This window comes from Acidovorax sp. SUPP3434 (assembly GCF_030159015.1).
GTDB lineage: Bacteria > Pseudomonadota > Gammaproteobacteria > Burkholderiales > Burkholderiaceae_C > Paracidovorax.
In genome coordinates this window covers 131,374-157,510 of record NZ_BQXL01000009.1, presented here as the reverse complement: position 1 = coordinate 157,510, position 26,137 = coordinate 131,374, and the positions used below count along the sequence as shown (strand labels likewise).

The 26,137-nt window shown below is 67.5% G+C and carries 26 protein-coding genes; 12 read left to right on the top strand and 14 right to left on the bottom strand.

Annotated elements, in window-relative coordinates:
• The first annotated feature begins 101 nt into the window (after positions 1-101).
• Positions 102-1,052, top strand: a complete 951-nt coding sequence (locus AVKW3434_RS15360; protein WP_284406538.1) for an EamA family transporter — start codon at positions 102-104, stop codon at positions 1,050-1,052.
• A gap of 37 nt (positions 1,053-1,089) precedes the next feature.
• Here the strand turns inward: AVKW3434_RS15360 and AVKW3434_RS15355 are convergent, their stop codons facing one another.
• From AVKW3434_RS15355 to pyrF, 4 genes are all read right to left on the bottom strand, one after another.
• Positions 1,090-2,055, bottom strand: coding sequence for a M14 family metallopeptidase (locus AVKW3434_RS15355; protein ID WP_284406537.1), 966 nt, complete (start codon positions 2,053-2,055; stop codon positions 1,090-1,092).
• Between the two features lie 5 nt (positions 2,056-2,060).
• Complete coding sequence (locus AVKW3434_RS15350; RefSeq protein ID WP_284406536.1) at positions 2,061-3,038, bottom strand: Bug family tripartite tricarboxylate transporter substrate binding protein; 978 nt, start codon at positions 3,036-3,038, stop codon at positions 2,061-2,063.
• Positions 3,039-3,169: 131 nt separating this feature from the next.
• Positions 3,170-4,063 (bottom strand): LysR family transcriptional regulator, encoded by an 894-nt coding sequence (locus AVKW3434_RS15345; RefSeq protein WP_284406535.1) that lies wholly within the window; start codon positions 4,061-4,063, stop codon positions 3,170-3,172.
• A gap of 42 nt (positions 4,064-4,105) precedes the next feature.
• Positions 4,106-4,930, bottom strand: coding sequence for an orotidine-5'-phosphate decarboxylase (gene pyrF / locus AVKW3434_RS15340; protein ID WP_284406534.1), 825 nt, complete (start codon positions 4,928-4,930; stop codon positions 4,106-4,108).
• 76 nt (positions 4,931-5,006) lie between these two features.
• Here pyrF and AVKW3434_RS15335 point away from each other — a divergent pair, with 76 nt between their 5' ends.
• Complete coding sequence (locus tag AVKW3434_RS15335) at positions 5,007-5,906, top strand: DMT family transporter (RefSeq protein WP_284406533.1); 900 nt, start codon at positions 5,007-5,009, stop codon at positions 5,904-5,906.
• Positions 5,907-5,991: 85 nt separating this feature from the next.
• Here AVKW3434_RS15335 and AVKW3434_RS15330 read toward each other — a convergent pair whose 3' ends face one another.
• The 6 genes from AVKW3434_RS15330 to def all read right to left on the bottom strand — a co-directional run bounded on the left by AVKW3434_RS15330 (position 5,992) and on the right by def (position 10,473).
• Positions 5,992-7,197 (bottom strand): phosphoglycerate kinase, encoded by a 1,206-nt coding sequence (locus tag AVKW3434_RS15330; RefSeq protein WP_284406532.1) that lies wholly within the window; start codon positions 7,195-7,197, stop codon positions 5,992-5,994.
• Between the two features lie 101 nt (positions 7,198-7,298).
• Positions 7,299-7,634 carry an AzlD domain-containing protein gene (locus AVKW3434_RS15325; RefSeq protein ID WP_284406531.1) on the bottom strand — a complete coding sequence of 112 codons (336 nt, stop codon included), beginning with the start codon at positions 7,632-7,634 and terminating at the stop codon, positions 7,299-7,301.
• Positions 7,631-8,452 (bottom strand): AzlC family ABC transporter permease, encoded by an 822-nt coding sequence (locus AVKW3434_RS15320; protein WP_284400590.1) that lies wholly within the window; start codon positions 8,450-8,452, stop codon positions 7,631-7,633. The genes AVKW3434_RS15325 and AVKW3434_RS15320 overlap by 4 nt, the downstream gene beginning before the upstream one ends.
• The gene (gene fmt, locus AVKW3434_RS15315) at positions 8,449-9,435 is read right to left on the bottom strand and encodes a methionyl-tRNA formyltransferase (RefSeq protein WP_284406530.1); all 987 of its coding nucleotides are present in this window, start codon (positions 9,433-9,435) and stop codon (positions 8,449-8,451) included. Before fmt ends, AVKW3434_RS15320 begins: the two co-directional genes overlap by 4 nt.
• A 16-nt stretch (positions 9,436-9,451) precedes the next feature.
• Positions 9,452-9,967, bottom strand: a complete 516-nt coding sequence (locus AVKW3434_RS15310; protein WP_284406529.1) for a hypothetical protein — start codon at positions 9,965-9,967, stop codon at positions 9,452-9,454.
• Positions 9,964-10,473 carry a peptide deformylase gene (gene def / locus AVKW3434_RS15305; RefSeq protein ID WP_284406528.1) on the bottom strand — a complete coding sequence of 170 codons (510 nt, stop codon included), beginning with the start codon at positions 10,471-10,473 and terminating at the stop codon, positions 9,964-9,966. Before def ends, AVKW3434_RS15310 begins: the two co-directional genes overlap by 4 nt.
• A 201-nt stretch (positions 10,474-10,674) precedes the next feature.
• Between def and AVKW3434_RS15300 the strand changes: the two genes are divergently transcribed.
• Positions 10,675-11,883 carry a LysM peptidoglycan-binding domain-containing protein gene (locus AVKW3434_RS15300; protein WP_284406527.1) on the top strand — a complete coding sequence of 403 codons (1,209 nt, stop codon included), beginning with the start codon at positions 10,675-10,677 and terminating at the stop codon, positions 11,881-11,883.
• Between the two features lie 69 nt (positions 11,884-11,952).
• The gene (gene dprA, locus AVKW3434_RS15295; protein WP_284406526.1) at positions 11,953-13,152 is read left to right on the top strand and encodes a DNA-processing protein DprA; all 1,200 of its coding nucleotides are present in this window, start codon (positions 11,953-11,955) and stop codon (positions 13,150-13,152) included.
• Between the two features lie 55 nt (positions 13,153-13,207).
• Here the strand turns inward: dprA and argC are convergent, their stop codons facing one another.
• A complete protein-coding gene (gene argC / locus AVKW3434_RS15290; protein ID WP_284406525.1) occupies positions 13,208-14,140 on the bottom strand; it encodes an N-acetyl-gamma-glutamyl-phosphate reductase in 933 nt (310 codons plus the stop codon).
• 170 nt (positions 14,141-14,310) lie between these two features.
• Between argC and sucC the strand changes: the two genes are divergently transcribed.
• From sucC to AVKW3434_RS15255, 7 genes are all read left to right on the top strand, one after another.
• Positions 14,311-15,471: an ADP-forming succinate--CoA ligase subunit beta gene (gene sucC, locus AVKW3434_RS15285; protein WP_272566514.1), complete on the top strand. Its 1,161-nt coding sequence runs from the start codon at positions 14,311-14,313 to the stop codon at positions 15,469-15,471.
• A gap of 15 nt (positions 15,472-15,486) precedes the next feature.
• Complete coding sequence (gene sucD / locus AVKW3434_RS15280) at positions 15,487-16,383, top strand: succinate--CoA ligase subunit alpha (RefSeq protein WP_092742583.1); 897 nt, start codon at positions 15,487-15,489, stop codon at positions 16,381-16,383.
• Between the two features lie 127 nt (positions 16,384-16,510).
• Positions 16,511-17,203: a TerC family protein gene (locus tag AVKW3434_RS15275; RefSeq protein ID WP_284400617.1), complete on the top strand. Its 693-nt coding sequence runs from the start codon at positions 16,511-16,513 to the stop codon at positions 17,201-17,203.
• 192 nt (positions 17,204-17,395) lie between these two features.
• Entirely contained in the window at positions 17,396-18,202 is an 807-nt protein-coding gene (locus AVKW3434_RS15270; RefSeq protein ID WP_284406524.1) for a Stp1/IreP family PP2C-type Ser/Thr phosphatase, read from the top strand.
• 53 nt (positions 18,203-18,255) lie between these two features.
• The gene (locus AVKW3434_RS15265; RefSeq protein ID WP_284406523.1) at positions 18,256-18,918 is read left to right on the top strand and encodes an FHA domain-containing protein; all 663 of its coding nucleotides are present in this window, start codon (positions 18,256-18,258) and stop codon (positions 18,916-18,918) included.
• Positions 18,919-19,171: 253 nt separating this feature from the next.
• Entirely contained in the window at positions 19,172-19,669 is a 498-nt protein-coding gene (locus tag AVKW3434_RS15260) for a pilin (protein ID WP_284400625.1), read from the top strand.
• A gap of 106 nt (positions 19,670-19,775) precedes the next feature.
• Positions 19,776-21,449: a PglL family O-oligosaccharyltransferase gene (locus AVKW3434_RS15255; protein WP_284406522.1), complete on the top strand. Its 1,674-nt coding sequence runs from the start codon at positions 19,776-19,778 to the stop codon at positions 21,447-21,449.
• Here the strand turns inward: AVKW3434_RS15255 and moaC are convergent.
• A complete protein-coding gene (gene moaC / locus AVKW3434_RS15250; protein WP_284406521.1) occupies positions 21,427-21,939 on the bottom strand; it encodes a cyclic pyranopterin monophosphate synthase MoaC in 513 nt (170 codons plus the stop codon). The genes AVKW3434_RS15255 and moaC overlap by 23 nt on opposite strands.
• Before the next feature lie 153 nt (positions 21,940-22,092).
• Between moaC and AVKW3434_RS15245 the strand changes: the two genes are divergently transcribed.
• Positions 22,093-23,658, top strand: a complete 1,566-nt coding sequence (locus tag AVKW3434_RS15245) for a M48 family metalloprotease (RefSeq protein ID WP_502869095.1) — start codon at positions 22,093-22,095, stop codon at positions 23,656-23,658.
• Here the strand turns inward: AVKW3434_RS15245 and AVKW3434_RS15240 are convergent.
• Positions 23,626-23,982: a phage holin family protein gene (locus tag AVKW3434_RS15240; protein WP_272569868.1), complete on the bottom strand. Its 357-nt coding sequence runs from the start codon at positions 23,980-23,982 to the stop codon at positions 23,626-23,628. The genes AVKW3434_RS15245 and AVKW3434_RS15240 overlap by 33 nt on opposite strands.
• Positions 23,983-24,143: 161 nt before the next feature.
• Complete coding sequence (locus tag AVKW3434_RS15235) at positions 24,144-25,922, bottom strand: hypothetical protein (RefSeq protein ID WP_284406520.1); 1,779 nt, start codon at positions 25,920-25,922, stop codon at positions 24,144-24,146.
• Positions 25,923-26,137: the final 215 nt, after the last annotated feature.

The window sequence follows — 26,137 nt, the reverse complement described above, 5'->3', positions numbered from 1 at the left end:
AACCCCCGCATGCCCTGTCCCGTGCTTCCTTCCGCCTTCGCCGCGCTGCCGCGCCCTGGACGACTCCGCTTGCCCTGCCTGCCGGGCCGCAGGGGGGCCGCATGAGCGCGGCGGCCCGCGCGCCGGGCGGCGATGCCATGGCCACGCGCGATGTGCTGGCCGCGATGGCGGTGGTGGTCATCTGGGGCGTCAATTTCGTGGCGATGAAGTGGGGCCTGCGCTACTTCACGCCGTTCCAGCTCGGGGCCGTGCGCTACCTGTTCGCCGCGCTGCCGCTGGTGTTCTTCCTCAAGCCGCCGCGCATGCACTGGCGCTGGGTGCTGCTGTTCGGGCTGTTCCAGGGCGTGGGGCAGTTCGGCTTCGGCTTCTTCGCCCTGAAGCTGGGCATGACGGCGGCGCTGGCCAGCGTGCTCATGCAGACGCAGGTGTTCTTCACCGCGCTGTTCGCGTTCGGCGTCCTGCGCGAGCGGCCCGGGCGGCCGCTGGTGCTGGGCATGGCCATCGCGGCGGTGGGCCTCGGATGCTTCGCCATGAACTTCATCGGGCCGGGGGCCACCGGCACGGGCGTGGGCGGCGCGACGCTGGTGGGCATCTGCCTCACGCTGTGCGCGGCCGCGTCCTGGGCGGTGTCCAACATCGTCTCGCGCATGGCGCAGCGGGCATCGCCGGGCTACAAGCCGCTGTCGTTCGTGGTGTGGAGCAGCCTGGTGCCGGTGCTGCCGTTCGCGGCGCTGTCGGCCCTGACCGATGCGGACGCGGGCCGCTGGCTGCACTGGGACGCCTGGGCTGCGCTGCCGCCGGTGGCCTGGGGCTCGATCGCCTACCTGGGCTGGGTGGCCACCATCGTCGGCTACGGCCTGTGGACGGGGCTGCTCACCCGCTACCCGGCCAACCGCGTGGCGCCCTTCAGCCTGGGCGTGCCCGTGGTGGGGCTGGCCGCCGGGCTGCTGGTGCTGGGCGAGGTCGTCACCGCCTGGCAGTGGGCGGGCGTGGCCTGCGTGGTGCTGGCGCTGGGGTGCGTGGTGCTCGGGCCGCGCTGGGAGCGGCGCTGACCGGGCGCGGTCGCCCAATCGGCACCCGTTCAACGCGCTACAGCGGCCGGCGGCGGGCGTAGCGCACCACCGTCACCCCTGCACGCGCCTGGCGCGTGGAGGGCATGACGAGCACGCAGTCGTCGTACGGCGTGGCGACGGGCTCGCCGTCGTTGTCGCCGATCACCGTGCCGGCCTTGGGGATCACCTCCAGGCCGGTGAACGGCTGCGTGAAGCGGAAGGCGCTGCTCTTGGCGACCACCGGGCCCGTCACCTCCAGCACCCACTGGCGCGGCGCATCGGGCTGGCGCCAGCCGGGCAGCAGCGCGGCCAGCGCCTCGGGGTGGAGCACCTGCGCCGCCGCGAGGAAGCGCGCGCACTGGTCGTAGGCCACGGTGCGGCTGGACAGCGCGCCGTGGAAGCCGCATTCCACCAGCAGCGAGCGGCGGTCGCCGGCCTGCGCGTCGGGCAGGCCGAAGTGCCCGTAGTCGCGCATGCGCACGCCGTCCTGGTGGCCCGCATCGGCCACGATGTGCTCGGGGGCGCCCATGCGGCGGGCCAGCTCCAGGTTGCGCGGGTGCAGGCCGGTGAGCAGGAGCGGCGCCCCGGGCTCGTGCATCGAATGCAGGTCGAGCAGCCAGTCGGCGCGCGCCACGAAGGGCCGCAGCGCTGCGGCGCGGCGGCGCTCGCGCGTGTCGCCCGCCTCCATGCGCTCGTCGGTCCACTGGCGGTTCATGTCCTGGTCGGTGAAGCGCGAGGCGTCGTGGTCGGCCGGATCGAAGCGGTCGAAGGCCTCCAGGTTGCAGAACGCCAGCGTGAGCGATCCCTGCTGGGGGCGCAGCCCCGCCGCCAGCAGGCCCTGCAGCGCCCAGGCGCCGCACAGCTCGTTGCCGTGCACCAGGGCGCTGATGAGCGCATGGCGGCCGGGCAGGCCGGAATCGAAGTGCCACACGCCTTCGGTGCCGGTGTTGCCGGCGCGCCAGGGCGTGAGGTCGGGGGCGGGGAGTGCGAAGGTCCGGGGCATCAAGGTCACTCCTCGATCTTGGCGAATTCGACGATCTTCTGGTATTTGGCCACTTCCGAGGCGATGAACTGGTCGGCGTTCAGGCTGGTGGAGGCCACGGTCGAGCCGGAGGCTTCCATTTTCTTGCGGAAGTCGGGCGACTGCAGCGCCTCGTTCAGCGCCTTCTTGAGCTTGTCGTGCACGGGCTTGGGTAGCTTGGCCGGGCCCATCAGGGCGAACCACACGCCGATGTCCACGTTCTTGTACTGCGGCAGCTCGGCCAGCGCGGGAATGTCGGGCGTGATGGCCGAGCGCTTGGCCTCGGTCGTGCCCAGCGCGACGACCTTGCCGCTCTTGATATGGGGCAGGCCGCTGGAGAGCACGAACACGCCGAACTCCAGGTTGTTGCCCAGCAGGTCGTTGGTGAGCGGGGCCACGCCGCGGTAGGGGATGTGCGTCATGAACAGCTTGCCCTGCTCCTTGACCATCTCGCCCGCCAGGTGCAGCGAGGTGCCCACGCCCGAGCTGCCGTAGCTGTACTTGCCGGGGTTCCTGGACACGCGCTGCGTGAACTCGGCCGCGTTCTTCACGCCCGAGCCGGTGGAGGCCACCAGCACCAGCGGCTGCGATGCGATCACGCCGATGGCGGTGAAGTCCTTCACGTCGTACTTGACCTTCTTGGTCACCAGCTTGTTGATGGCGATCTCGTTGCTCGCGCCCACGAGCAGCGTGTAGCCGTCCGGCGCGGCGCTGGCCACCTTCTGCGCGCCGATGGCGCCGCCCGCGCCACCCACGTTCTCGATCACCACCGGCACGCCCAGGCGCGCGCCCAGTTCCTGCGCCACCGTGCGCCCGGTGAGGTCGGTGCTGCCGCCGGGCGGGTAGCCGACGACGATGGTGATGGGCTTGCTCGGGTAGCTGTCCTGCGCGGCGGCGGGGCCGGCGGCCAGCAGGGCGAGGCCGCACAGCAAAAGCGTGCGGCGGAAGGCGGGGTGGGCATGCATCGGAGTCTCCTGGTGGGGTGTGGGCCGATTGTGCGAAGGCGGGCAGGGCGCGGGGGTGCCGAGTCGGCACGCCATGGTGCTGTTTCGGCACGCGGGCGCCAAGGGGGCGAACCCGATGACGGCGCGGGCCGTCACCGCGTGGCGATGGCGTGCCAGATCGCCTCGGCCTGCGTGCTCAGCCGGCGCTTGGGCCGGTACAGCCGCACGTCGAACTTCGCCTCCATGCTGCGGTCGCCCGCCTTGGCCAGCCGGCCGGCCTTGCAGTCGGCATGCACCATGGACCACGGCAGCCAGGCCACGCCCAGGCCCTTGTGCACGTATTCGTATTGCGCATCGGCCGAGTCGCACTCCACCGTACGCTGCAGGCGCTGTGTGACCGGGTGGTGCGCCAGCTGGTCCTCCACCAACCGGCCCAGCGCCAGCGTGCGCGCGTAGGCCAGGTAGGGAATGGGGTCGGCGCCCGCCAGCGGGTGCAGCGCCGCGCCCTGCGCCGTGGCGCGCGACACCGGCACCAGCCGGTCCGAGGCCAGCGTGATGTGCGAGAACTGGCGCGCATCCAGCCGGATGGCCAGCGCCGGGTGGTGGTAGGCGATGGAGAAGTCCGCCTCGCCGCGCTCCAGCAGGGCCACGGTGTCGGCCAGCGCGCGGGTCAGGATGCACAGCTCGCAGTCCTTCATCACCGGGCGCAGCCGCACCAGCAGGTCGGCCACCACGGTGCGGGCCAGGGTGCGGCCCGTGGTGAGCGTGACGGTGCGCGCCTGGCGCCCGGCCACCGCGCGCAGTTCCTCGTGCGACTGCGCGAGGTTGCGCGCCATCTGCTCGGCCGTGTCCAGAAAGACCTGGCCCGCCGCCGTCAGCCGCACGGGGCCGCTGCCGGGCTCGACCAGCGGCGTGCCGGCCCAGGCCTCCAGCGCGCGGATGCGGCGCCCGAAGGCCGGGTGCGTCACGTGGCGCAGCTCGGCCGCGCGCGTGTAGCTGCGCTCCTGCGCCAGCACGATGAAGTCTTCCAGCCACTTGAGCTGCATGGCCGGCGGGGTGGTGAGAGAGGCGGTGAAGCGCGCCGCAGGTCAGGCGCGGGCGGCGTTCAGCGCTTCCCGCGTGGCCAGGGCCACGGCGCGCGCGGCCGCGGCGAAGCCCTCGCCCTCGGCCGCGTACAGGATGGCGCGCGAAGAATTCACGAGGATCGGCCCGCCGTCGCGGCGCCCGGCGCGCACCGTGGCCGCCGCATCGCCGCCCTGCGCGCCCACGCCGGGAATCAAGAGCGGCAACGTGGGCGCCAGGGCGCGCACGCGCTCGATCTCGGCGGGGTAGGTGGCACCCACCACCAGGCCCAGCTGGCCGTTGGTGTTCCACGGGCCCTGGGCGAGGCGCGCGATGTGTTCGTACAGCAGCGGCTGCCCGTCCACGCTGGCCAGACGCTGGCTTTGCAGGTCGTCGCCGCCCGGGTTGGAGGTGCGGCACAGCAGGAAGGCGCCCTTGCCGTGGTAGGCCAGGTAGGGCTCGATGGAATCGAAGCCCATGAAGGGCGAGAGCGTCACCGCATCGGCGCCGTAGCGCTCGAAGGCCTCGCGGGCGTACTGCCCGGCGGTGGAGCCGATGTCGCCGCGCTTGGCGTCCAGCACCACCGGTACGTGCGGCGCGGTGGCGCGCATGTGGGCCATGAGGCGTTCGAGCTGGTCTTCGGCGCGGTGCGCGGCGAAATAGGCGATCTGCGGCTTGAAGGCGCAGGCCAGGTCGGCGGTGGCATCGACGATGGCGGCGCAGAAGTCGTAGATCTTGCGGGCGTCGCCGCGCATCGCTGCGGGAAACCGGTCGGGTTCGGGGTCCAGGCCCACGCACAGCATGGAGTCGTTCTGCGCGGCCGCGCCCTGCAGCATGTCGATGAAGGTCATGGGGCGCGATTTTAGGGGGCGGGGCCGCCGGTGGCGCCGCGAGCGCCGCCGCGTCCGTCCCGGCACAATGCCGCGCATGCCTGCCCTGTCCCCCCGCCAGCTCGTCGCCCTGATCCTCGTCACCCTCATCTGGGGCTTCAACTGGCCGGTCATGAAGCTCGGCGTGGCGGGCTTTCCGCCGCTGGCCTTCCGCGCGATCTCGCTGTGGCTCGGCCTGCCGGTGCTGGCCCTGGCGCTGGTGCTGCTCAAGGCCCCGTTCGCCGTGCCGCGCAGGTACTGGCTGCCGCTGGCGGGCCTGGGGCTCGTTAACATGGTGCTGTGGCATGCCTTCAGCATCACCGCCATTCCGTCGCTCTCCAGCGGGCGCGCGGCCATCCTGGGCTACACCATGCCGATCTTCTCGGCCGTGTTGGGCGCGCTGTGCTTCGGCCACCGCCTGGCGCCGCGCGCCTGGGCGGGCGTGGCGGCGGCGGCCGGGGGCGTGCTGCTGCTGCTGTGGCACGAGCTGAGCCAGCTCGGCGGCCGGCCCGTCGGCGTGGGGCTGATGCTCACCGCCGCCGCCTGCTGGGCGCTGGGCACGCAGCTGCTGCGGCGCAGCACCCTGCCGCTGCCGGTGCTGACCCTGTCGTTCTGGATGACGGTGCAGAGCACCGTGGTGCTGAGCCTGCTGTCGCTGCTGCTGGAGCACGACCGCTGGCAGGCCCCGTCCGCCGTGGGCTGGGGTGCCATCGCCTTCAACGCGGTGCTGGTGCTCGGCTTCGCGCAGCCGGCGTGGTTCTTCCTGGTGCGCGGCCTGCCGCCCGTGGCGTCCACCTTGAGCGTGATGATGATCCCGGTGCTGGGCGTGTTCAGCGGCGCGGTCTGGCTCGGCGAGCGCCTGCACTGGCAGGACTGGGCGGCCGTGGCGTTGATGGTGCTGGCGATCGCCTCGGTGCTGTGGCCGCAGCGCCCCGCGGCCACAGCGGGTGTGGCATGAAAAGTGCCTCCAGCGCAATCATCACTAGGGCATGTTGCTATTAATTCAATAGCAAAAGAGCGGCGGGCGTGAACCCGCCGCCGGCTCAGCCCTGGGCGCGCTTTTGCAGGATCTCGAAGGCCGGCAGCGTCTTGCCCTCCAGCACTTCCAGGAAGGCGCCGCCGCCGGTGGAGATGTAGCCCACGTCCTTCTCGATGCCGTACTTGGCGATGGCCGCCAGCGTGTCGCCGCCGCCCGCGATGCTGAACGCGCTCGATTCGGCGATCGCCTGGGCGATGGCCCGGGTGCCGTTCTCGAACGCGGCGAACTCGAACACGCCCACGGGCCCGTTCCACACGATGGTGCCGGCCTGCTTGAGCTGCGCGGCCAGCTTCTTCGCGGTCTCGGGGCCGATGTCCAGGATCAGGTCGTCGTCGGCCACGTCGGCGGCGGCCTTCACCGTGGCGGGCGCGTCGGCCGAGAAGGTCCTGGCCACCACCACGTCGGTGGGGATCGGCACCTCGGCGCCGCGCGCCTTCATGGCGTCGATCACGGCGCGGGCCTGGTCCAGCAGGTCGGGCTCGGCCAGGCTCTTGCCGATCGGAAGGCCGGCGGCCAGCATGAAGGTGTTGGCGATGCCGCCGCCCACGATGAGCTGGTCCACCTTGTCGGCCAGGCTCTTCAAGATGGTGAGCTTGGTCGAGACCTTGCTGCCCGCCACGATGGCCGCCAGCGGCCGCGCGGGGTGCGCCAGGGCCTTGGTGATGGCGTCGATCTCGGCCGACAGCAGCGGGCCGGCGCAGGCGGTCCTGGCGTATTCGGCGATGCCGTAGGTCGTGCCCTCGGCGCGGTGCGCGGTGCCGAAGGCGTCGTTCACGTAGATGTCGCAGAGCGCGGCCATCTTCCTGGCCAGCGCGGGGTCGTTCTTCTTCTCGCCGGGGTTCACGCGGCAGTTCTCCAGCAGCACGACCTGGCCGGGCTGCACGGCCACGCCGTCCACCCAGTCGGCCACCAGCGGCACCCCGTTTTCATAAGGGTGGCCCAGCAGTTCGCCCAGGCGCTTCGCGATGGGGGCGAGCGAGTCGGCGGGCTGCAGCGTGCCCTCGGTCGGGCGGCCCAGGTGGCTGGTCACCATGACGGCGGCGCCGGCGTCCAGCGCCATCTGGATGCAGGGCACCGAGGCGCGGATGCGCGTGTCCTCGGTGATGTGGCCGGCGTCGTCCTGCGGCACGTTCAGGTCGGCGCGGATGAACACGCGCTGGCCACGGGCCTGGCCTTGGGCGCAGAGGTCGGAAAAGCGAAGGATGTGCATGGATCGATGGGGCCGGCGGGCGGCGCGGGGAGGGTGGAAAACTGCGCCGCATTGTAGGTGCGGCCCCGTGCCCGGCCGTGTCGGCCGGCGCCGCCCGTGGGCTACCAGCCCAGGCCGATGTGCAGCGGCAGGTACACCACCATGCCCACGACGATGGTGCCCAGGATGCCGCGGCGCCAGAAGTAGTAGCCGGCGGCGCACAGCACGGACGGCAGGCGCGCGTCCTGCAGCGTGCCGATCAGCTCGCCCTGCGCCATGAAGATCTCCGGCGCGATCACCGAGGCCAGCGCGGCCAGCGGCGCGTACTTGAGGCCGCGCTTGAGCCAGTCGGGCAGGGGCAGTTCGCGCTCGGGAATCATGAAGAACGCGCGCGACACCACCGTGATCGCGGCCAGGCCCAGGATGGCGATGGTGGGTTCGACCCAGGACCAGTTCATGGGTGGCGCTCCTCGCGCAGCGGCACCACGTCGCCGTCCTGCACGTGCTTTTTCTCCTCGGGCGGCAGCGCGCTCTCGGCCGGCACCAGCAGCACCTCGGGCTTTCGCAGGTGGCGGTCCACCGTCTCGATGATGAGGCCCACGGCCACGGCCGCCGCGATCGCCACCAGGATGTTCAGCTTGAGCGGCAGCGCGAACGCCGCGATGGCCGCCGTCATGGCCACGCCCGTGGCCAGCCAGGTGGCGCGGTCGAACAGCATGGACAGCATCACGCCCAGCAGCGCCAGGACGCCCGCGAAGCCCAGGCCCCACGACAGCGGCACCACGTTGGCCAGCAAAATGCCCGTGATCGACGGCACCTGCCAGGACAGCCAGTTGATCGACGCGGCGCCCCAGAAGTACGGCACCTGCTCGGGCTGTGGCGTGGGCTGGGGGTAGCGCTTCATGAACGCGACGAAGATCACGTCGCCGCTGAAATACCCCACCGCCAGGCGCCGGCGCAGCGGCAGGTGCGCGAAGTAGCTGCGCCATAGGCTGCTGAAGATGACGAAGCGCAGGTTCACGCACGAGGCCGTGAGCCACACCACCCACAGCGGCGCGCCAACGGCCATCAGCGGGATCACCGTGAGCTGCGCGCTGCCGGCGTACACCGCGAGCGACATGAAGATCGCCATCGGCACCGACATGCCGCTCTTGACCATGGCCACGCCGGTCACCAGCCCCCAGGCGCCCACGCCCACGCTGGTGCCGAACATGTCCAGCACGCCCTGGCGGTAGGCGGGATGCCGGACGAGCGCGCCCAGTCCCCGGGCGCTCATTCCCGCGCCCCGGCTGGCGCGCCGCTCCCCAGCACCATGCCGGGCGCAAGCGCGAAGCCGCGCAGGAAATCGGCCACCGGCAGGCGCTTGCCGCCCGCGCGCTGCAGCGTGGTCAGTCGCAGCGCGCCGTGGCCGCAGGCCACCGTCACGCCGGCATCGTTCACGGACAGAATCTGCCCGCAAGGCATGGAATCCGCCGGCATCGTGCTATCGATTTCATAGCTCCACACCTTGATCGCCTCGTCGTCCAGCGTGGTCGATGCGCCGGGGAACGGGTCGAAGGCGCGGATGCGCCGGCCGATCGCCTCGGCGGGCAGGGCCCAATCGATGGCGCTTTCGGCCTTCTCGATCTTGTGTGCATAGGTCACGCCCTCGGTGGGCTGCGGCGTGGCGGCCAGGCCGCCGCGGGCGGCGAGCTGCAGCGCCTCGACGACCATGCGGCCGCCCAGGTCGGCCAGCCGGTCGTGCAGCGTGGCCGTGGTGTCGCGCGGGCCGATGGCGGTCTTTTCGATGAGCAGCATGTCGCCCGTGTCCAGGCCGGCATCCATCTGCATGATGGTCACGCCCGTCTCGGCATCGCCCGCCTCGATCGCGCGGTGGATGGGCGCCGCGCCGCGCCAGCGCGGCAGCAGGCTGGCGTGGATGTTCAGGCAACCCCTGGCCGGCAGGTCCAGCACCCACTGCGGCAGGATCAGCCCGTAGGCGGCCACCACCATGGCATCGGCCCCGGCGGCGACCAGCGCATCGCGCGCGGCGGCGGCGTCCTCGGGGTACTTGCCGTCCAGGCGCAGGCTGCGCGGCTGCGCCACGGCGATGCCGTGCTCCAGCGCGCACTGCTTGACGGGCGAGGCCTGCAGCTTCATGCCCCGGCCGGCGGGGCGGTCGGGCTGGGTCAGGACGAGGGGGACGGTGAAGCCGGCGTCCAGCAGGCGCTGGAGGGCGACGCGGGCGAAGTCGGGCGTGCCGGCAAAGACGATCTTCATGAAGGCGGTCGCGGCGTCAGAATCCCAGCAGATCGCGGGGATCGGGCTCGTCCGTGAACATCACCTTCACCACCACGCCGCGCGGGTCGATGTGCACATGGCCGAAGCGCCGGGTACCCAGGTCGTCGCGGAAGCGGTAGGTCCAGATGTCGCCGTCGAAGCGCGCCACCTGTTCCACGCGCATCGGCGGGCCGAAGGTGCGGCGCACGTCGTCCACCGTCCAGCCGGCCGGAATGCCGGCCAGGTTGTTGAAGGTGAGCACCTGGTCGGTGCGCACGAGGCGGCCGCCGGCGTCGAAGTCCATGTGGTACACCTGCCGGCCCGCGGGCTGGGTGGTGTACAGCAGCCGCTCGCCGCCACCGGGCAACGGCGTGACGGACACCGGCGGGCCCAGGTTCTGCAGCACCTCGGCGTGCGAGGCGCCGGGCTTGACGAAGTCGGGCGAAGCGCACGCGGTGAGCGCGGCCGCCAAGCCGATGGCGGCCATGCCGCGCGCCAGGGAGGAAAAGGAAAGGGAGCACCAGGCGATCATGATCGTGCCTCACGTTGCTGCTTGAGCATCTTGGTCTTGATGCGGTTGCGTTTGAGGGGCGAGAGGTACTCGACGAACACCTTGCCCAGCAGGTGGTCCATCTCGTGCTGGATGCACACCGCCAGCAGGCCCTCGGCCTCGACCACGCGGGACTGGCCCTGGGCGTCCAGCGCCCGCACGTGGACCGCGGTGGAGCGCGCCACGCCATCGTAGATGCCGGGGACCGACAGGCAGCCTTCCTCGCCCACGGTCTTTTCCTCGCTGGCCCAGATGATCTCGGGATTGATGAAGACCTGGGGCTGGTCGTGGTCCTCGGAGACGTCGATGACCACGATGCGCTCGTGCACGTCCACCTGCGTGGCCGCCAAGCCGATGCCGTTGGCGTCGTACATCGTGGCCGCCATGTCGTCCAGCAGGGCGCGCACGCGGTCGTCCACGGCCTGGACCGGCTTGGCCACCGTGTGCAGGCGGGGATCGGGGTAACAGAGAATAGGAAGAATGGCCATGGCGAACCCGGAAAGATGTCGCTATTTTCGCCACTTTTGATGAGGGCGGCCGCCGGCCGCCGCAATAATCGTTGCCCAATCAAGGGCTTGGGCTGAGAATCCGAGAAGATTTGTAACGTATCAACCGGCGGGTTTTGTAACCAACAAACACGCGCTGGCGCCAGCGAGGGGCGTTTCGCAATGCATGACAAGAGGAACAACATGACGGCATCCACAGGCTTGCGGCCCACGGCGCTGGGAGCGCTGGCTTTTCTGGCCGCAGCCCTGCTGACCGGCCCCGCGCATGCCCAGAACTACCCTGTCACCACCGATCAGCGGGCCACCGCCCAGCAGGTGGCCTCCCGGGGCGTGCCGATGTCGGAACTGGCCGCCAACGCGCCGGACACCTATGTGGTCAAGCGCGGCGACACCCTCTGGGGCATCTCGGGCATGTACCTGCAGCGCGCCTGGCGCTGGCCCGAACTCTGGGGCATGAACCTGCAGTCCATCCCCAATCCGCACCTTATCTTCCCCGGCCAGACGCTGTACCTGGAAAAGGTGGACGGCTATGCCCGCCTGCGCACCAGCCCGTCGGGCCAGGTGCCCAATGACACGGTGCGCGTCTCGCCCCGCACCCGCACCGACAGCCTGGCCGGCACCGCGCTGCCCACCCTGCAGCCCCACCTGATCGAGCCGTTCCTCGTCGAGCCGCTGGTGGTGGACGAGCTCACGCTGCAGCAGGCCCCGCGCATCGTCGCCACCGTCGATGAACGCGTGCTCATGGCCAGCGGCGACCGGGCCTACGTGCGCGGCGCCACCGGCAATCCGCTGCGCCTGGGGCCCGGCGTGCCGCGCCAGTACCGCGTGTTCCGCAATGCCATCCCCATGAAGGACCCCGAGTCCGGCGAGATCCTGGGCTACGAAGCCCAGTACGTCGGCAAGGCCGAACTGGTGCGCGGCGAGACCACCGAGGAAACGCGCGATCCCAAGGGCGAAGTCACGCTCGACGTGGTGCCCGCCACCGTGGACCTGAGCAGCGCCAAGGAAGAAATGCGCGCCGGCGACCGCCTGCTGCCTGCCCCCGCGCGCGGCTACGCCAGCTACACGCCGCGCGCGCCGCAGGCCCCGGTGGATGCGCGCGTCGTGTCGCTGTACGGCAGCTCGGCCGTGGCCTATGCCGCGCAGAACCAGGTGATCGCCATCAACCGCGGCACCCGCGACGGGATCGAGGCCGGCCATGTCCTCACGCTGCTCACCAAGGGCGAGCGCATCAAGGACAAGACCGACGAGAACAAGGCCATGATCAAGCTGCCGAGCGAGGCCAACGGCGTGGGCATGGTGTTCCGCACGTTCGATCGCGTCTCCTACGTGCTGCTGCTGCAGGTGCAGCAGGGCGTGCGGGTCGGCGACCGCCTCGTCAATCCGCAGTAAGCCCTGCGGCCCTCTCCGGGGGCGCCTTGGCGGGCGCCCCTTGGCCTCGGGATGCCTGCTTTGACCTCCATGGATCGGGACGAATTGGCCGCCTGGCTGCGGCTGGCGCTCACACCCGGCGTCGGCAATGGGGCCGCGCGCCGGCTGCTGGCCGCGTTCGGCCTGCCGCAGAACCTGTTCACCACATCGCCAGCGGCGCTGCAGGCCTGTGCCACGCCCGCCCAGGCGCGGGCCCTGGGCACCGTGCCGCCCACGCTCGAGGCACTGGTCGAGACCACCTGGCAGTGGCTGAACGGCGCGGCACCGGGCCAGCCCGCCCGCCAGATCGTCACGTTGGGCGATCCGGCCTATCCGCCGGGCCTGCTGGCCACCGAAGACCCGCCCCTCATGCTCTACCTCATGGGGGCACCCCGGTTCCTGGCGCAGACGACACCCTGGACGACCGAGCGTTGCATCGCCATCGTGGGCAGCCGCAATCCCACGGCGCAGGGCGCCGACCATGCACGGCAGTTCGCGCGGGCGCTGCGCAGCGCCCGTCTGTGCATCGTCTCCGGCCTGGCGCTGGGCGTGGATGCCGCGGCGCACGAAGGGGCGCTGGACGGCGGGGTGGACGGTGCCGACGACCTGCCCGCGACCCTCGCCGTGGTGGGCACCGGGCTGGACCGCGTCTACCCGCGCAAGAACCTGGACCTCGCCCACCGCATCGCGCAAAACGGCGTGCTGGTGAGCGAATACCCGTTGGGCACGCCGCCGCTGGCGGGCAATTTTCCGAAGCGCAACCGCATCATCGCCGGGCTGTCGCAAGGCACGCTGGTGGTGGAGGCGGCGCTGGCCTCGGGCTCGCTGATCACCGCCCGGCTGGCCGCCGAGCAGGGGCGGGAGGTGTTCGCCATTCCCGGCTCCATCCACGCGCCGCAGTCCCGGGGCTGCCATGCGCTGATCCGGCAAGGGGCCAAACTGGTCGAGTCCGCGCAGGACGTGCTGGAAGAGTTGCGCTTGGCGCCCTCCGAGGCACCGAGGACCGCGCCCGCATCGCTGGCGCCCTTGCCGCGCAGCAATGGCGAGGGCGACAGCAGCGAGGGGTTGCCGGCGGGAGAGCACGCGCCACTGCTGCAGGCGCTGGGGTTCGACCCGACCGGCCTCGATGCGCTGGTGGCGCGCACCGGCATGGATGCCGCGTCGCTGCAGGTCGCGTTGCTCGAACTGGAACTGGAAGGGCAGGTCGCCCGCCTGCCCGGCGGGCTCTTTCAGCGCATGGGGCGGGCCTGAGGCCGGGCGCACGGCATCGCGGTGGCGGCGCCTCCGCCCATCACGCCACGGCCCATCACAGGCCCAGCATCAGCTTCAGGTTCTGCACCGCCGCGCCGCTGGCGCCCTTGCCGAGATTGTCCAGGCGGGCCACCAGCACCGCGTGGCGGTAGCTTTCATTGGCGAACACGCGCAGTTCGAGCTGGTTGGTGTCGTTGAGCGCCAGGGCGTCGAGCTTGCCGTCGTCCGTCGGCGGCAGCACCTTGACCCACTGGTCCGGCGTGTTGCTCTTGGCGTAGTGCGCGACCAGGGCGTCGTGCAGGTCGGCCGCCTTGGGCGCGCCGGGCAGCAGGTCCAGGTGCAGCGGCAGCTGCACCAGCATGCCCTGCTGGAAGTTGCCCACGGCCGGCACGAAGATCGGCCGGCGGGTCAGGCCGGTGTACTTCATGATCTCGGGCAGGTGCTTGTGCGACAGGCCCAGGGCATACAACTCGAAGGCCGGGGCGGCGTTTTGCTCGTAGGCCTCGATCATCGTGCGGCCGCCGCCAGAGTAACCGCTCACCGAAGGCAGGGCCAGCGGGAAATCGACCGGCACCAGGCCGGCCTCCACCAGCGGGCGCAGCAGCGCGATCGCCCCGGTGGCATAGCAACCGGGGTTGGCCACCCGCGTGGCCGATGCCACGGCATCGCTCTGGCCGGCGGCCAGTTCGGGAAAGCCGAACACCCAGCCCGCCACCGTGCGGTGCGCCGTGCTGGCGTCGATCACCTTGATGCGGCGGCCACTGGCCTTTTCGATCTCGTCCACCATGGCCACGGTCTCGCGGGCGGCATCGTCGTGCAGGCACAGGATCACCAGGTCCACGCCGGCGATCAGTTCGCGCTTGGCGGCCGGGTCCTTGCGCCGCTCGGGCGCGATGCTGACCACCTGCACCTGCGGCATTGCCTGCAGGCGCTCGCGGATCTGCAGGCCCGTGGTGCCGGCTTCGCCGTCGATGAAGACTTTGGACATGGAATGCTCCTGCAAAAGATGGCCGTGGCGGCCCGCCGTGGTACGTGACATCCGCAAGGGGATGGTGCATCGCAGCATGATACAGTCGCCGGTTGCCATGTCACCCGCCCGCGGCCAGACATCTGCTCATGGCAAACGGGTTACCAACATCCTTCCCTGAGAGAGACCTCATGAAGATTCACGAATACCAAGGCAAGGAAATCTTGCGCAATTTTGGTGTGCCCGTTCCGCGCGGCATCCCTGCTTTCACGGTGCAGGAAGCCGTGGAGGCTGCCCAGAAGCTCGGCGGCCCCGTGTGGGTGGTCAAGGCCCAGATCCACGCCGGTGGCCGTGGCAAGGGCGGCGGCGTGAAGGTCGCCAAGACCATCGACGACGTCAAGCGCATCTCGGGCGAAATCCTGGGCATGCAGCTCAAGACGCACCAGACCGGCCCCGAAGGCCAGAAGGTCCGCCGCCTGTACATCGAAGACGGCGCCGACATCAAGAACGAACTGTATGTCTCGCTGGTGACCGACCGCGGCACGCAGAAGGTGGCCTTGATCGCTTCCAGCGAAGGCGGCATGGACATCGAGGAAGTGGCGCACTCCACGCCCGAGAAGATCATCACCGAGATGATCGATCCCCTGACCGGCATCACCGCCGAGCAGAGCAAGAAGGTGGCTGCAGCCATCGGCCTGACCGGCGCTTCCATCGACCAGGCCGTGGACATCTTCGCCAAGATCTACAAGTGCTACATGGAGACGGACGCTTCGCTGGTGGAAATCAACCCGCTGAACTGCGACTCCAAGGGCAACCTGATGGCGCTGGACGCCAAGTTCAACTTCGACGCCAACGCGCTGTTCCGCCATCCTGAAATCGTGGCCTACCGCGACCTGGACGAAGAAGATCCGGCCGAAGTGGAAGCATCCAAGTTCGACCTGGCCTACATCAGTCTGGACGGCAACATCGGCTGCCTGGTGAACGGCGCCGGCCTGGCCATGGCCACCATGGACACCATCAAGCTGTTCGGCGGCGAGCCGGCCAACTTCCTGGACGTGGGCGGCGGTGCCACCCCCGAGAAGGTCACCGAAGCCTTCAAGATCATGCTGAAGAACCCCAAGGTCGAAGGCATCCTGGTCAACATCTTCGGCGGCATCATGAAGTGCGACACCATCGCCACCGGCGTCATCACCGCCTGCAAGGCCGTGAACCTGAACGTGCCGCTGGTCGTGCGCATGAAGGGCACCAACGAAGAGCTGGGCAAGAAGATGCTGGCCGAATCCGGCCTGCCCATCATCGCCGCAGACACCATGGCCGAAGCTGCGACCAAGATCGTTGCTGCCGTCAAGTAAGCCCGGAGAACACACATGTCGATCTACATCAACAAAGACACCAAGGTCATCACCCAGGGCATCACGGGCAAGACCGGCCAGTTCCACACGGAAAAGTGCCAGGAATACGCGAACGGCAAGAACGCCTTCGTGGCGGGCGTGAACCCGAAGAAGGCCGGCGAGTCGATCTTCAACATTCCGATCTACGCCTCCGTCAAGGAAGCCGCATCGCAGACCGGCGCCACCGTGTCGGTGATCTACGTGCCGCCCGCAGGCGCCGCTGCTGCCATCTGGGAAGCCGTGGAAGCCGATCTGGACCTGGCCATCTGCATCACCGAAGGCATTCCGGTGCGCGACATGCTCGAAGTGCGCAACAAGATGAAGGCCAAGGAAGCCGCCGGCGGCAAGAAGACGCTGCTGCTGGGCCCCAACTGCCCCGGCCTGATCACGCCCGACGAAATCAAGATCGGCATCATGCCCGGCCACATCCACCGCAAGGGCCGCATCGGCGTGGTGAGCCGTTCCGGCACGCTGACGTACGAAGCCGTGGCCATGCTGACGGAAGTGGGCCTGGGCCAGTCGAGCGCCGTGGGCATTGGTGGCGACCCCATCAATGGCCTCAAGCACATCGACGTGATGAAGGCCTTCAACGACGATCCCGACACCGATGCCGTCATCATGATCGGCGAAATCGGTGGCCCGGACGAAGCGGAAGCCGCCCAATGGTGCAAGGCCAACATGAAGAAGCCGATCGTGGGCTTCATCGCCGGCGTGACCGCCCCTCCCGGCAAGCGCATGGGCCACGCAGGCGCGCTGATCTCCGGCGGTGCCGACACGGCCGATGCCAAGCTCGCCATCATGGAAGAGTCGGGTTTCATCATCACCCGCAATCCTTCCGAGCTCGGCAAGCTGCTCAAGGCGCAGCTGAAGTAATTCGTAAGCAAAACTACGGACGAAAGGGGTTTGCAGCCCCGATAAACTGCGCTCTCCCATAAAAGAAGAGGCGCCCGAAACCCTGGTTTCGGGCGCCTCTTTCATTCATAACACGGAGATACCTCGCATGGAATTCCTGCACACGGCCGACTTCTGGATCGGCCTCGTCAAGATCGTCTGGATCAACATCATCCTGTCCGGCGACAACGCCGTGGTCATCGCACTGGCCGCGCGCTCGCTTCCCCCACACCAGCAGAAGAAAGCCATTTTCTGGGGCTCCGGCGCCGCCGTGGTGCTGCGCATCGTGCTGACCGTGGTGGCCGCCAAGCTGCTCGAGCTGTCGTTCCTGCAGATCATCGGCGGCTGCCTGCTGCTGTGGATCGGCCTGCAACTGATGACCGACAGCGACGAGGACGGCGAAGGCTCCCAGTCCGGCGGCGGGCTCATGGCGGCCGTCCGCACCATCCTGATCGCCGACCTGGTGATGAGCCTGGACAACGTGATCGCCGTGGCCGCCGCGGCCCACGGCAACATGGTCCTGTTGATCCTCGGCCTGGCCATCAGCATTCCGCTCGTCATTTTTGGCAGCACGCTCATGATCAAGCTCATGGAGCGCTTTCCCATCATCGTCCTGTTCGGAGCCGGCCTGATCGGCTGGGTGGGTGGCGAAACCATCGCCAGCGATGCATCGCTGCACGATGTCGTCCTGGCCCATCCTTCCTTGCACTATGTGGCAGCCGCTCTGGGCGCTCTGTTCGTTGTGGGCGCCGGGAAATTCCTGCAGGCGCGGGCGCAGCAAAACTCGGCGGCGGCCGGTTGATGCGGTTGTGCCTCCGGTAGCCCGATGAAAACTTGGGGTCGGCCGACCCCGAGGCCCTCTCGGCGGCGGGTCCGTCGTCTATGATGCGGAACGCGACGCAACAGGGCACGACATGGGGGATTTTCAAAAAACTGCAACAGGGACTGCGCACACCGCTGGCGCAGCTTTGCTTCTCCCTGCGCCGGGTGAAGCATGACCTTGGGAATCAAGCTGAACTATCAGTTTTGCGCCCGCACCGACCAAGGCCGGGTGCGCTCGAACAATGAAGACGCCGTGATCGCGGACGCCAGCGCGCAGCTGGCGGTGCTCGCCGATGGCATGGGCGGGTACAACGCGGGCGAAATCGCAAGCGGCATGGCCACCAGCCTCATTCACGACGAAATGACCCAGTGGCTGGCGCAAGCCGGCCCCCGTGCCGCGTCGACGGAAGTGCGCCGAGCGCTGGAAGACTGCGTGGAGCGCACCAACCACGCCATCTTCGATGCGTCGCTCTCCCATCCGCAGTATTCGGGGATGGGCACCACGGTGGTGGTCGGCGTTTTTCTGGGCGATCGCCTGATCCTCGGGCACATCGGCGATTCACGGTGCTACTGCCTGCGCGGCGGCGTGCTCAGGCAGATCACGCGCGACCACTCCTGGCTGCAGGAACAGGTGGATGCCGGCATCCTCACGCCGCAAGAAGCGGCGATATCAGGGCAGCGCAACCTGGTCACTCGCGCCCTTGGCGTGGAAAGTGCTGTACTGGTCGAAATCAATGAATTTCCCGTGGAGCCGCAGGATCTGTTCGTGATGTGCTCGGATGGTTTGACCGACATGGTCGAAGACGATCAGATTCAAACGCTGGCCCTGGTACAGGAACCCCTGGAGGACAAAGCCGCCCACCTGATCGAAGCCGCCAATGCCCGGGGCGGCCGCGACAACATCAGCGTGCTGCTGGTGCAGGCGGGATCCATTGAGAGGAAGCGCGGCTTGATGTCGCGATTTTTGCGTGCCGATTGAAGTTGAATCAGCCACCTGGCCGACCATCGCAATGAAAGAATGAGGAATTGATCATGCCGAAAATGATCGTGTCGATCGACGGAGTCGTCATCAAGGAAGTCCAATTGACGAAGGAGCGTACGACCCTCGGCCGCCGCCCCTATAACGACATCGTCATCGACAACCTGGCCGTCAGTGGCGAACACGCCGTGCTCCATGTCTCGCCCGACGAGGTGGAGATCGAGGACCTCGGCAGCACCAACGGCACCTACGTGAATGGGCAACCCGTCAAGCGCCAGCCGCTGCGCAACGGGGACACGGTGGAAGTGGGTAAGTACAAGATCCGCTTCCTGCAGGAAAACGAGGGCGAAAACTTCGAAAAGACCATGGTGTTCAAGCCCGGCATGGTGCCGCCGCGGCCATTGACCTCCCGTTCCGCCCCGCTGTCCGCCGCCGGGTCGACGCCTGCTCCGGTCTTGAGCGCGTCGATCCGGGTCTGCTCAGGGGCGGCTGCAGGGCGTGAGGTGGCGCTGGTCAAGGTGGTAACCACCATCGGCAAGCCGGGTGTGGCGGTTGCGTCGATCACCAAGCGGCACCATGGATTTGTGCTGTCGCACGTGGAAGGCGCGCAGCGGCCTCAGTTGAATGGTGCCGTGATGGCGGATGAACCGGTGTTGTTGAAGAGCGGGGACCGCTTGGCGCTGGCAGGGACGGAGATGGAGTTCGTCCAGAGCTGATCGATTGGTATCAGTCGGCTTGAGATGCGGCGAGATTCGTAACTCACGCATCTGCTTGTGACAGGGGTGGTGGACAAATTTGTCACAAGTGCCAGAGATGGAACGATTCAGACGGGGTTCCCTGGTCTGTCCCCCTGGGATTTTTCTGTTTTACCGGATGAGCCGCGTTGGCATGGAACCTGCTGAGTTGATGGCGGACCTGGAGAATTCTTCTGCAGGTTTTTATTTGTAATCGACCTCCTAGGAGAGATTTATGAAGCGCAATCTGCAAAAGGGTTTCACCCTGATTGAATTGATGATCGTGGTGGCGATTATCGGTATTCTGGCTGCCGTGGCCCTGCCGGCCTACAAGGACTACACCATCAAGGCGCGCATGTCTGAAGTGGTTCTGGCTGCTTCCCAGTGCCGCACGACTATCAGCGAAACCATCCAGAGCATGCGCACCGATGCGACGCTGTCGGGTGCGAATGCCTTCGGTTGCGATGCGACCAACCCCACGAAGATGGTGGCTTCGATCAGCACCGATGCAAACACAGCTGTAATCACTGTTGTGCCGCACGCAGCCAATTTGGGTACAACGATGTCGGGCACGAGCAGCGACAGCATCACGTTGACGCCCAAGAAGGACAGCCAAGGGAATGGCTTTGCTCTGGGCACTGCCAATACTGGCGGTCAAAGCCAGCAAATCTATGAGTGGATCTGCAAGAGCACTGGTGTTGCATTGCGTTATGCACCTGGCTCTTGCAAGTAATCACTGAGCGCTTAGCGTTTCTAGTCGAAAAAAGGGGGCTTCAGCCCCCTTTTTTATTGGTCATCAAGATTTTATGGCTCAAATCCACTCCTCCCGTTCCATAACGTTGACTGCGCTGGGCGCATTGGTGTACGCCTTGTGCTGGCTGCTGCCCAATCACCACGAGCCCTGGGTGGATTTTTATTCCGATGCGTGGGCGGCGTGCGCGATGTTGGGCTTCGGTGCTGTGGTGCTCTGGCGAATCAAAAAAACGCAGGTGACGTGGCACGTCCTTCCTTCGATGGTTCTGCTGTGCTGCTTGATCGTATGGACGCAATATGCTGCGGGTCTGGTCGAATCACGGGGGGTGGCTTGGATCAGTTCCCTGTATTTGCTGGGCTTGGCTTTGGCAATGCTAATGGGGACCGCAGTGGAGCAGTGGCGGCCCAAGCAGGGTGCCGATTTCCTGTTCATGGCTGCGTTGGTGGGGGCGTTGGGATCGCTGCTGATTCAGTTTCAGCAATGGCTGCAAATCGACCCTGGTGCTGCGTTCTGGCTCTTCATTCCTGCGCCCCCTGATCGCTTTCATGCCAACCTGGGGCAGCCGAATCAATTGGCCAGTTTGCTTTGCCTCGGTGTATTTGCGTGTGCTTGGCTTCATCACCGAGGTCGGTTGCCTGGCCGAGTGGCTTGGTTACTGGCTGTGATACTGGCGGTCGGGTTGGTGCTGGCGCAATCGCGCACGACCTGGCTGGTCGTTTTGCTGTCTTTGGCGATGCTGGTCTTTTTTCGCAAGCGCCTTGCCATCAAGCGGGATGTGATGGTGGGAGCGTTCACCTGGACCGGCATGTTCGCGGTTTTCCTCGTTGCGCTGCCCCATGTCGATGTGTGGCTGGGACGGGCGTCCCGGCTGCGACCCGTGCGGAGCATCTCGAACCTGGAACTGCGCCTGGACGTCTGGATGCATCTGTGGGAAGCCGTGTGGAGCCGCCCCTGGTTCGGTTTTGGCTGGATGCAAACCAGTTTTGCGCAGTTCACTTCGAGCCCCTACGACATGGTCACGGCGGGAACGCACCGGCATGCCCACAGCCTGCTGATGGATCTGCTGGTTTTCACAGGGATTCCGCTGGGTCTGGCTTTGTGCGCAGTGCTGGTCTTGTGGACCGTTCTTGCGATCCGTCGGATGACCCAGCCAGAGCACCTCTGGATGTTCCTGTTCGTGGCTGCGCTGGGTGTGCACGCCATGCTGGAATATCCCCTCTACTACGCCTACTTCTTGCTGCCATGCGGCCTCATGTTGGGCGCGTTGAACGAGGCATTGCGGTTCAAGCCCGTCGGGCAGACGGGGCGTTGGCCGATCGCCATCATGATGGGAGCGGCTGGCGTGGGATTGGCCATCACCATCCACGACTACCTGCGAATCGAAGACGATTTCTTCTCTCTCCGCTTCGAACGCCAGCAATTGGCCGCCCCCTCCGATCGCCTGGCCCCGGAAGTGGTATCTCTGACCCAGTTGCAGGACTTGATGTGGCTTATCCGGGTGAACCCCGGCGAGGCGCACTCAGAGCAGGATCTGGTCCGCGCTTCACGGACCACGAAACTCCTGCCCAGCACCATCACCCTCTACAAGCTTGCCGCGATGTACGGTGCGGCCGGCAAAACCCAGGAGGCGAAATATTGGGTTGTGGTGATGACCCGCTTGAACCAGCCCAGCCAGAAACTGGTCGCCGAGTTGCGCCGCCAATGGGATGAGCAGGCCGCGGTCTATCCGGAGATGGCTAAGGTGGCGTGGCCAAAGTAGAAGCGGTATTCCAGTCGGATTTGCCGCCGAGTTTTTTAGACACCCTCACGCCGCTGATCTCCATGTGCTTGTCCACCGCCTTGCACATGTCGTACACCGTGAGCAAGGCGACCTGGGTGGCCATCAACGCCTCCATCTCCACGCCCGTCGGCCCCACGGTTTCCACGGTCGCCGTGCATTCGATGCCGACCCCCTCGGATGCGGTCGCAAACGTCACGGCGATCCGCGTCAGCGCCAAGGGATGGCACAGCGGAATCAGATCGCTGGTCTTTTTCGCCGCCTGAATGCCCGCGATGCGGGCGATGCCCAGAACGTCACCCTTCGCGGCAGTGCCGGACTGGATGATGGCCAGGGTTTCGGGCTGCATCTCGATGCGGCCCGTGGCGACGGCAACGCGGTGCGTGGCTGGCTTGGCGCCCACATCGACCATGTGGGCCTGTCCCAGGGCGTCGAAATGGGTCAGGCTGGAGGGAGTGGGGGTGTCGCTCATACAAGTACTGGGGATTGCACGCGGGTCATTCGCTGGCAGGGAACATTCGGGGGCCAGGGCATCATACGGTCATGTGTAGCGGCCAGGGCCGGGGTGGCGTGGCCGAATCAGTGCAGGAGACTTTGCGTGCCATTTGATCGAAAACGGCCTCTGGTGCTTGTGCGTCAGGCGGTGGCCGCTTCCCTTTTCATCGTGAGCGGTGTGTGCGGCACGACCGCCGTGCATGCGCAAGCGGGCCTGCCCACGCTGGGCGACAGCTCCGACCTCACCACCGCCCAGGAGCGCCAGCTCGGCGACCGCATCATCCGCGAGCTGTACCGCGATCCGGATTACATCGACGACGCCGTGCTCAACGAGTACGTGGACAGCATCTTCCAACCCCTGGTGAAGGCGGCGCGCGAGCGCGGGGAGCTCTCCCCCGAACTGGACGAGCGCTTCGCGTGGGAAATCCTGCTGGGCCGGGACCGCACGGTGAATGCCTTCGCGCTGCCGGGCGGCTATTTCGGCGTGCACCTGGGATTGATCGGCGTGGTGTCCACGCGCGACGAGCTGGCGTCGGTGCTGGCGCACGAACTGAGCCACGTCACGCAGCGCCACATCTCGCGCCTGATCACGCAGCAGAACCGGCAGACGCCGTTGATGCTCGGGGCTTTGGTGCTGGGTGCGCTGGCCGCCAGCAAGAGCCCCAATGCGGCCCAGGCGCTGATGATCGGCGGGCAGGCGGTGGCGGTGCAGAACCAGCTGAACTTCTCGCGCGACATGGAGCGCGAGGCCGACCGCATCGGCTATGGGCTGATGGCGCCGGCCGGCTTTGCGCCGCAGGGGTTCGTGGCCATGTTCGACAAGCTGCAGCAGGCCAACCGCATCAACGACAACGGTAGCTGGCCCTACCTGCGCAGCCACCCGCTGACCACGCAGCGCATCGCCGACATGCATTCGCGGCTGCCGCCAGGGGGGGGCGCCGCGGTCGCACCGGCCACGCCTACGCTGGAACACGCGATGATGGCCGCGCGCGCCCGCGTGCTGTCCCGTCCGGGCGTGGATGTCTGGCGGCAGTGGACGACCGAGCCGCTGGGCACCGGTTTCGCCGCCCAGCCGTTGCCCCGCCGGGTGGCGGCCTGGTACGCGGCGGCGCTGAGCGCCAGCCAGCTGCAGGACGTGCCGGCGGCGCGCACCGCATTGCGGGGCTTGATGGAGGCGGTGCGCGGCGATGTGCCGGCGCTGCGTCAGGCGAAATTGCTCAGTGCGGAAATCGAATTCGCGGCCGGGGACTTCCAGGCCGCACTGCAGCAGTTGCCAGCGCAGGCGACCCTGGCTTCTTCGGCACACCCGCCCGCCCAGGCCGCTGCGCCGACGGGGCGGCCGGAGATGCTGCTGCGCACGCAGGCCCTGCTGCGCACGGGCAATGCCCAGGAAATGACCGGCCCGCTGCAGACGCGGGTGGCGACGCATCCGCACGATGCCACCGCATGGCATTTGCTGGCGGCGGTGTGGCAGCAGCAGAACCACCCGCTGCGCGCGGTGCGGGCCGAGGCCGAGGCGCATGCGGCGCGCTACGACTACCAGGCGGCGGTGGACCGGTTCAAGGCGGGCCAGGACCTGGCGCGCAAGAGCGGCAGCCGGGGGGGCGACCCGGCCGACTACATCGACGCGTCGATCATCGAGACGCGTCTGCGGGCCGTCGATTCACTTCTTAAGGAACAGGCCGCCGAGCGCTGATTCGATGAGCACGCCCAGCACCGAATAGATCAGCGAGCCGATCAGCGCCGCCGCGAAGCCCCGTACCTGGAAGCCGTCGCCCAGCACCGTGGCGGCGGCCCAGAACATGAGCGCGTTGATGACGAAGAGAAACAGCCCGATGGTGAGGACGGTGACCGGCAGCGTCAGCACCACCAGCACGGGCCGCAGCACGACATTGAACAAGCCGATGACGAAGGCGGCAATGAGCGCGCTGGTGAAGCTTTTCACCTCCACGCCGCTGTACACGTAGGCCACGAACAGCAGCGCCGCAGCGCTGAGCAACCACTTGAGGATGAGTTTCATCATGGCGCGGGAGCATAGCACCCGCATGCCATGGCTCGGCGGATTCGCTGGCCTGTCTCCGGCCCGCGAATGCGCTCAACCGCTGCGTTCAGGCACCAGCGAAGCGATGGCTTCGTGGGTTCTTCGGGCGAGGCTTGCTGTCCGTCAGCCTGCCCCCCGCTTCAGCCATGCGTTGCGGATGACGTTAGCAACGGTTCCCTGGCCTGGCTTTCCTGGGCGACCGCCCGGAATGGACGCGTCAGCGAACTCATGGCAGACGAGGCGCTTGAGGCAGCGACCTGTCCGACGAAGCCCACGCTGTCGAGCACCCCCGCCATGGCGGTGAGGGCCGCGCCTCCGACGTGACGCAGCAATTCGTTGTGAGGCGCGAGCCTCGCGACGATGGCCTCCTCGTCGATGGTCGGTTGCAGGCCGCTCGTCTCACCCGCTCCGCTCTCGAGGTCACCGATGTTTGCAGCAGAGTGTTGAAGCAAGTCCCCGATCACATCCGCGAAGCGCTGGTGATCGCTGGACACGATACCCGGGACGCCGGTCTGAGAGATGGCGGCAATGACATTCATGCCAATCATCTCGATCGGTGCAAAAGCGGTGCTGCGCAGGATGCGCAGCGCCGCTTCTGGAAGCGCACCGGTGACCATGCCACCGAGAAGGAAGGGCACGAGCCCCACCGCGAGTGCGACGCCCATCGACTTCTTGCCGATCACCGTACTGGGCTCCATCTTGAGTGCCAGTTCGGTGGCCAGATGGATGGCTTCGTCTTGTGCGACGCCCTCGGGCAGCTTCATCACGCCGCTGTGGACCGCGTGCTCGACGGCCTCCTTGACCGACTCACGGATCTCAGCAATCTCTCCAGGCACGCCCGCCGCCGCCGAGAGGATGGCGACTTCGGTCGTCCCCACGCCGATCAGCGCAGCGACAGCTCTCGGTAGACGAGCGGCGTTGTACTCGAGCAAGTTGTTCGGCAACGCGCCGATGGCCGACACGACCCCGGCAGTGAGCGCCTCGCCGAGCTTTTGCATGAATGGGAAGGGATCGCCACGGTCATTGGCCATGCGCTTCTTGACCGTCATCGTGTCCGCCGCCTCGATCGCGACCATGGGCGCCGCGTCGATCACGGACGCCGGCAGGCCCCACGCCACGGATGCGAAGCCAGAACCCAGCAGCGCGAGCTTGGCCTTTGGTGCCGCCACGAGCTCCCACAGCGAGCCCAGCCCCGAGCTGACGGCCAGGCTCGAGCCAAGCAGCTTGAGGTCGATGCTCTTGGCCGTAGCAAGCTGCAGCAGTCCTGTGGCAGCCATCTTCAGCGACAGGTCCGGCCGTGCGGCAAGCCGGTCCTCGATCAAGGATTTCAGTGCGGGCAAAGACGATTCCATCCTCGGACGTGCCTCCCGCAGCAGCGGGATGATCCGGCCGCGAAGGTCATCGCCGATCGCCTGCTCACCGCGAGCAATCACGCCGAGTAGCAGCGGGATGGTGGCATGCTCCATCGGGGCGCTGAGGTCTTCGCCAAGCGCCGCCTTGAGGCTGTCCAATGTGTTTCCACCGTTGGCGCCCAGGCGAAGCGATAGCGTCGGCTCCTTGCCAGCCAGGGCCATGAATTTCAGGCCGGGCACTTCGGCAGGATCGATCGCCAGGGACTCCAGCAGCTTCTGGGTCACCGGGTTTTTGGACGTGAGTTGATTCCCCTCCACGCGAACAGTGCCCTGATAAGACAGGCCGGGACGGCTGTCGGATTGCAGATCGGCAAGCCGATCCGCTTCAATGCGAGGGCCCAGGCTGCTCGTGGAGATCAGCGGCTGACCTTTGGGCCGAATCGGAGGTCCGGACTCCATGGTGGACGGACGGGGCGAGCCGGGACGCGATGAAGGCTGACTCGCCGGCTGCTCGGGCACGGAAGAGGTAGAGGCGACGGAGGTGGAGACGAAGGGAGCAATCTGCATGGGTAATCTTGAGACTGGAGGTGAGTGAAAAAACCTCCACCATCGCGTAGCCGTGCCAAAAATAACTGAGGGATCGCGAAGTCCAGTCTCCTTTCACGAAGTGCCTCGCTGCAGCAAGATCCCCGGTTGTCGCGGGTACCCGGAACCTCCGCGACGCATTGGACGCAACAGGTCGTCAACCAGCACAACTACGTCATGTGTGCAGGACAGGCCCT